The 6,424-nt window shown below is 70.9% G+C and carries 6 protein-coding genes; 1 reads left to right on the plus strand and 5 read right to left on the minus strand.

The features are described 5' to 3' along the window. Position 1: 1 nt before the first annotated feature. Genes ABTZ89_RS11500 through ABTZ89_RS11520 form a run of 5 tightly spaced genes read right to left on the minus strand, consistent with a single transcriptional unit; the run spans position 2 to position 5,624 of the window. Positions 2–1,567: an N-acyl-D-amino-acid deacylase family protein gene (locus ABTZ89_RS11500; RefSeq protein WP_351043103.1), complete on the minus strand. Its 1,566-nt coding sequence runs from the start codon at positions 1,565–1,567 to the stop codon at positions 2–4. A gap of 59 nt (positions 1,568–1,626) precedes the next feature. Continuing rightward, positions 1,627–3,060: a Na+/H+ antiporter NhaC family protein gene (locus ABTZ89_RS11505; RefSeq protein ID WP_351043105.1), complete on the minus strand. Its 1,434-nt coding sequence runs from the start codon at positions 3,058–3,060 to the stop codon at positions 1,627–1,629. Next, positions 3,057–4,178 carry an o-succinylbenzoate synthase gene (gene menC / locus ABTZ89_RS11510; RefSeq protein WP_351043108.1) on the minus strand — a complete coding sequence of 374 codons (1,122 nt, stop codon included), beginning with the start codon at positions 4,176–4,178 and terminating at the stop codon, positions 3,057–3,059. Before menC ends, ABTZ89_RS11505 begins: the two co-directional genes overlap by 4 nt. Before the next feature lie 8 nt (positions 4,179–4,186). Continuing rightward, a complete protein-coding gene (locus tag ABTZ89_RS11515) occupies positions 4,187–4,846 on the minus strand; it encodes a MurR/RpiR family transcriptional regulator (protein WP_351043110.1) in 660 nt (219 codons plus the stop codon). After that, complete coding sequence (locus tag ABTZ89_RS11520) at positions 4,833–5,624, minus strand: GNAT family N-acetyltransferase (RefSeq protein ID WP_351043113.1); 792 nt, start codon at positions 5,622–5,624, stop codon at positions 4,833–4,835. Before ABTZ89_RS11520 ends, ABTZ89_RS11515 begins: the two co-directional genes overlap by 14 nt. 140 nt (positions 5,625–5,764) lie before the next feature. Between ABTZ89_RS11520 and ABTZ89_RS11525 the strand changes: the two genes are divergently transcribed. After that, the coding region (locus ABTZ89_RS11525; RefSeq protein WP_351043116.1) for a M20/M25/M40 family metallo-hydrolase at positions 5,765–6,424 on the plus strand (660 nt) is incomplete at its 3' end.

The raw sequence follows: 6,424 nt of genomic DNA on the forward strand, positions 1-6,424 counted from the left end.
GTCACGCCGCCGGGGTCAGGACCTTGCCGCTGGTGCGTCCGGTGGGGTTGCCATCGAGCAGGACTGGCACGCCGTTGACCAGGACCGCCGAGCAGCCCGTCGCCAACTGCCACGGCTGTTCGAAGGTCGACTTGTCGATGATCGTGGCGGGGTCGAACACGGCGACATCGGCGGCTCTGCCAGCGGCCAGCACTCCGCGGTCGGTGAGCCCGATCCGGGCCGCGGGCAGCGCGGTCATCTTGCGCACCGCGTCCTCGAGCGCAACGACGCCGCGTTCGCGCACGTAGCGGCCGAGGACCCGGGCGAAGGTGCCGAAGCTGCGCGGGTGCGGTCGGCCTTCGCCCTGCTCGGTCATGATCCAACCGTCGCTGGCCACCGACACCCACGGGTGCTGGAGCACCGCGTCGACGTCGGCTTCGCTCATCGCGTGGTTCACGATCGTCACGTTCGCCGAGTGCCGGTCCAGCACGCGCAGCGCCGCTTCTGCGGGGTCCACGCCGTCGCGGCGGCCGATCTCGGCGACCGACAGCCCGATGTCCGCGCCTTCGGCACCGATCGGCAGGTCGGCGATGACCAGGCCTTCCGGGTCGATGTCCCGGCCGAACCTAGCGCGCAGCTCGGCTGCGATCCGCTCCCGGGTCGCCGGATCCGCCAAGCGCTCCAGGAGGGCGTCCTTGCCGCCATCGACCGCCCACGGACTCAGGCGCGAGACCAGGGACGTGCTGGACGCGGTGTAGGGGTATACGTCGGCGGTGACGTCCACGCCGCGTTCGCGGGCGGCGTCGATGAGCGCGAGTGCTTCCACGACCTTGCCGTGGTTCTCCGGACCCATCGCCTTCAGGTGCGAGATCTCCAAACGGGCGCCGGCCAGTTCGGCGGCTTCGATCGCCTCGCGCACCGCGTCGAGCAGCGTCGCGGCTTCGTTTCGCATGTGCGTGGAGTACAGCAGCCCGGCAGATGCCGCCGCGGCCACCAGCGCACGCACCTCCGCGGCGTCGGCGAACACGCCCGGGGCGTAGATGAGTCCGGTGGAGAAGCCGACAACTCCTTGCTGCGCGGCGGTTCTCACCAGTGCGCACATCCGGTCCAGCTCGGCCGCGGTCGGGGCCCGGTCTGCGTCGCCGAGCACCGCCAAGCGCACCGCGTTGTGGCCGACCTGCAGCGCGACGTTGACCGCTGCTCCGCCGACCGCGTCCTGGAATCCCGCCGCATCGCGCCACTTCCAGCTCATCGCCCGGTCGTCGATGATGCTGGCGCGGCGGATCAGGTCCAGGTCGGTGAACGGGAACGGGGAATGCCCGCAGTTGCCGGTCACCAGCGTCGTCACGCCCTGGTGGATCTGGGTGACGGCGGCCGGGTCGCCTTCCAGGGTGTAGTCGGCGTGCGAGTGCAGGTCGATGAAGCCGGGGGCCACGATCTGGCCGGTGGCGTCGATCTCCCGCCGCCCGGCGAGCTTTTCGGCGCTGAGCTCGGCGATCCGGTCGCCTGCGATGCCGACGTTGCAGCGTCGTCGCGGCGCGCCGGTCCCGTCGACCACCTCGCCGCCGTTGATCACGATGTCGAACACGGGCACTTCCTCGGACTCGGCGGGGCCGTGCGGCGTCGCGACACCGCACGGCCCCGGCTTCAGCTGGTTTCGAAGAACAGGATCACCGCGTACATCAGGCAGCACGGCACCAGCAGCGCGAAGCCGGTCAGCAAGATGTTCTTCAGGCTGGTCGAACGGGCCAAGCTCATCGCGCCGACCATGTTGGCGTTGGGGAACGGACCGTAGGTGTCGGCCTTGGAGGCGAACAGCAGCACCACGACCCAGGCGCCCGAGCTGATCCCGAGGCTCACCGCGAGCCCGCCGAACACCTTGTTCAGCAGCACCACCTGCGCGGCGGTCGCCCCCGGCACACCGACCCAGCCGAGCCCGGCGATGAGCAGCGCGAACACGAACGGCGACAGGCCCTGCATGCTGGTGCCGTAGGTGTCCAGGACGACCTGGAACGGCTGCAGCTCGTCGATCTCGGCGAACAGCACCGCCAGCAGCCAGAACAGCAGGAACACGTTCACCAGCCGCGCCGCGCCCCGGTACATCTGGGCCGCGATCTCGGTCGGGCTCAGCCCGCCGACCAGGCCGGCGACGATCCCGAGCACCGGCAGGGCCAGCAGCGGGAACGTGGTGCCCGCGCCGGAGACGATCGCGTAGGCGACGCTGACGACCAGGGCGATGGCGAACGCCGCGGTCGCCCGTCCGCTGCCGCGCGCCGGTTCCTCGTCGACGGCGCCGAGGTCCTCCGCGTTGTAGTCGTCCCCTGTTCCTTCGGTCCGCCGCTGCATCCACGGCACGATCACCAGGCCCGCGATCAGCGACAACACCGCCAGCGGCCCGGCGCCGTAGAGCAGGTACTGCAGGTAGCCGACCTTGGCGGCGCTCATGATCGCGACGTTGGAACCGGCGAACGGTGCCAGCGCCAGGCCGGCGCAGCCGCCGGTGAACATCATCGCCGCCGTCGCCGAGCGGGTGAAGCCGAGCCGGGCGACGACCGGCAGCAGCAGCGGTGCGGCGATCGCCAGCGCGCCCGCCAGGGTGCCCAGGCTGGCGACCAGCACCAGGCAGGAGATCATCACGCCCAGCGTGGCGGCGGTGCGGTTGCGCTCGCCGACCACTCGCATCACACCGCGCACGATGGTCGCCGCGATGCCGGTGCTGCGCAGGATCTCGCCGACCCCGGCACCGAGCATGATGACCAGGCCGATGACGGTGACCTGGTCACCGAGCGATTTTCCGAGCATCTCCCCGATCGCGGCCGGGGTGGGCATCATGATCAGCAGCGCGGAGACCACTGCGACGACAGTGGCCACCATGATGTCCATGCCGAGCAGCGCGAGCGCTGCGTAGAGCACGATCGGCACCAGACCCCACAGCGTGGGGGCCTCGACGAACGGCCCGAGGGCCGCGGACAGGACCAAGCCGGCGATGGCGGATATCGTGATGATCGATCTTCGGACCTTCGAGGGCCCGGTCGGGGTGTCCGCTCTCGGCGGTGCACCCGCACTGTCCACATTGCTCATGAGGACTGCTTTCTGTGGGTCTGGTGGCTGTGCTGGGCGATGAAGTCCTCGTCGACCTCGACGCCGAGCCCCGGGGTGGTGGGCACGGCGACGACCCCTGCGTGCGCGACCAGCGGTGGGTTCACCACATCGCGGGCGTAGTACTTCTCCGACGCCGAAACGTCTGAGGGCAAGCTGAATCCGGGCAGGCTGGACAGCGCCACGTTGGCGATGCGGCCGATGCCGAACTCGTGCATCCCGCCGCACCACACCGGCCAGCCCGCCTCGCGGGCCAGGTCGTGCGCGGCGACGGCGGTGGTCAGCCCGCCCATGCGGGAAGCCTTGATGTTGAGGATCCGCGCCGCCTTCAGCGCGATCGCGGTGCGCAGGTCGTCCAGGGTGTCCACGGATTCGTCCAGGCAGACCGGGGTTTCGATGGACGCCTGCAGCTCCGCGGAGGGCAGCAGCGCGCGCGGCGCGAACGGCTGCTCGATCATGGCCAGCTCGAAGTTGTCGAGTTCGCGCAGCACCGAGCGGTGCTCGGGGATGTCCAGGTAGGCGCCGTTGGCGTCGACGTGCAGGTTCAGCTCCGGGAAGGCGGCCCGGACCTGCTTGACCGGCTCGACGTCCCAGCCCGGGGCGATCTTCAGCTTCACCCGCGGGTACCCGGCGTCGACCTGGCGCTGCACCTGCTCGAGCAGCTCGTCGATGGTGGGCTCGATGCCCAGCGACACCCCGGCCACCACGGTTTCCCGCTCACCGCCGAGCGCCCGGGCCAGCGGAACGCCCTGCTGCGCGGTCCACAGCGCCCAGCCGGCCGCGTCGATCCCGGCGGCGGCGAAGCGGTGCCCGCGCACCTTGCCGTAGAGCTCGCCGAGCCGGCTCGGGTGCTCGACCTCGCGGCCGAGGATGGCCGGCAGGAGGTATCCGGTGGCGACCGTCCAGCTGGTCTCTACCGTGTCCGAGGCGTAGTACGGGTCGCTCGGCGAGGCGATCTCGCCCCAGCCGACGGCGCCGGACTCGTCGACCAGCTGCACCAGGACGTGCTCGAGGTGGTCCTTGCGGTGCGAGCTGGTCTGGAAGCTGTGCTTCAGCGGCAGCCGGACGCGGTGCAGCGCGGCGCTGGCGATCTTCATCATGTCTCCGATCAGAGGTTCTCTGCTTCGTCCGCGTAAATCCCCAGGGCGCGGGAGAAGCGGTCCCGCTCGCCGAGGCGGCGTTGTGCGCCCTTGGCGCTGGCGGTGGTCAGGGTGGCCAGCACGTGGGCGACGGCGGCGACGGCGGTCGGCGAGTCCGAATAGGACGCGCTCTCGGTCTGCACGACGATGACCGCGTCCGCGACCTGGGCCAGCGGCGCGTCCTCGGCGTCGGTCACCACGACCAGGGTGCCGCCGGAGGCGGTGAACTGGCGGGCGACCTCGATGCTCTCGCGGCGGTAGCGGCGCAGCGAGAAGACGACCAGCACGTCGCTGGAACGCACCTCGGTCAGCACGTCGACGGCCTGCACGATGCGGCCGTCGATGGTGGTCACGTTCGACAGCGACGCGCCGAGGTCGGCGGCTAGCAGGCAGGCGTAGGCGAAGGACTTGCCGGAGCCGAGGATGAACCGGCGACGGGCCCCCACCACCAGCGCGGCGGCCCGCTCGACCGAACCGTCGCGGGCGATCGATCCCATCGCCGCGTCCAGCGACCGGATCTCCTGCTCGACGACCCGCTGCTGCAGAACGGCCGCCGAGCGGCGCTGCACGCGCGCGTCGTAGCGCTGGCGCGGGCTGGCCAGGTCGCGGTTGGCGTCATGGGCGGTCATGGCCACCTCCGGTGATCGGGACACGGGTGAACCAGTAAACCGAGGTCTCCGCCGAGACCTTCTGGCAGGAGCGGGCGGCGAGGCCGGAGGCGAGGAAATCGTGGAAGCCGGCGCGCACGGCGGACCTCACCTCTGCCGTCCGGGCCGGTTCGAGCAGCGCCGGGTCCGAGGGCACCACGAGCAGACCGTGGTCGCCGAAGCCCTGCTTGGTCCCCCAGTCCGCGCTCGTGAACCGCGGTACCGACTCCGGCGCGAAGGGCTCGGGCGTCTGCTCCAGATCCCATTCGACGACGACCCGGTCCGACTGCTCGTGCAGGTAGAAGTCGTCGACGTACCAGCGGCCGACCGCGCCCAGCACGTCGAGGTTGAAGTGCGCGTTGCGGGAGATCAGCGGGTCGTAGCTCCAGCGCATGAAGCGCATCCCGGTGTCGCGGGCGACCTCGGCCTGCGCCTGCTTCAGCTTCCGGCCCAGCCCGATGCCCTGGCTCTCCGGCGCGACCACGGCGGCCTGCGAGTAGTGGTACATCCGCGTGCCGTCGCCACCGCGCATGCCGTAGGCGAAGCCGAGCAGCGCACCGTCCTCGCCCACCGCTCCGACGACCGAGCCGCCGTTGCGCAGCAGCGCTGTCAGCAGCGGCGGGCTCAGCCCGACGTCGGAATCCCGGTAGCCGAACACGCGCCGGTACAGCGCGGCGGCCTGCCGCTGCAACTCGGCGGTGTTCAAGTTCTGGACGACGAAACCGGCCGCCCGGACCTCCGACGCAGGTCCGCGTCCCACGGCCCCTCCTCACGCACCGCATCGGAACGATCGCCCCATGCAGCCATCTTACGAAACGTAATTTGCAACAACATGCGTGCCGGAACAGCGTTTGTCAACCGCCTTGCTTGAGCCAGCTCGAAAAGATACGTTTCGTATCTGTGAGCCTGATCGAAAGCGAAGCTGTCGACGCGGCCCGGATGCGCGACCGGCTGCACCGCTACGTCCGCCTGGAAACGCCGAGCGGGGACGCCGACGCGCTCGACGCCCTGCTCGATCTGCTGCGGCGGCGCTACGACGAACTCGGCGCCCGCACCGAACTGCACGCCAGCGCCACCGGCGCCAACCTGGTCGCGCACTTCCCCGGCACCGGCGACGGGCAGGACCAGCGACCGGTCCTGTGCCTCGGCCACCACGACACGGTGTGGCCCACCGGCACGCTCGACGGATCCGTGCCGTGGCTGGAGCAGGACGGCCGGATCCACGGGCCGGGCGTGTACGACATGAAGGGCGGCCTCGTCGTCTTCGAAACCGCCGTGGAACTCCTCGCCCAGCACGGGATTCCGCACCGGCCGATCACGATGGTCCTGGTCGCGGACGAGGAAGTCGGCTCGCCCTCGGCCCGGGGACTGGTGGCCGAGCACTGCCGCGACGCGGTCGCCGCACTGGGCTTCGAGCCCCCGCACCCCGATGGCGCGGTGAAGACCGCCCGCTGGGGCAGCACCCGCGCCCGCATCCGCGTGACCGGGCGGGAATCGCACGCCGCGCTGGCTCCCGAGGACGGGGCGTCGGCGATCGAGGAGCTGGTCGACCAGCTCCTC

It is taken from the genome of Saccharopolyspora sp. NPDC002686, from assembly GCF_040295745.1.
GTDB classification, from domain to species: domain Bacteria; phylum Actinomycetota; class Actinomycetes; order Mycobacteriales; family Pseudonocardiaceae; genus Saccharopolyspora; species Saccharopolyspora oryzae.

Bases quoted from the DNA above. Each gene is read 5' to 3' on its own strand.
- ABTZ89_RS11505 (WP_351043105.1), bottom strand. From the start codon at position 3,060: ATGAGCAATGTGGACAGTGCGGGTGCACCGCCGAGAGCGGACACCCCG.
- menC (WP_351043108.1), bottom strand. From the start codon at position 4,178: ATGATGAAGATCGCCAGCGCCGCGCTGCACCGCGTCCGGCTGCCGCTG.
- ABTZ89_RS11515 (WP_351043110.1), bottom strand. From the start codon at position 4,846: ATGACCGCCCATGACGCCAACCGCGACCTGGCCAGCCCGCGCCAGCGC.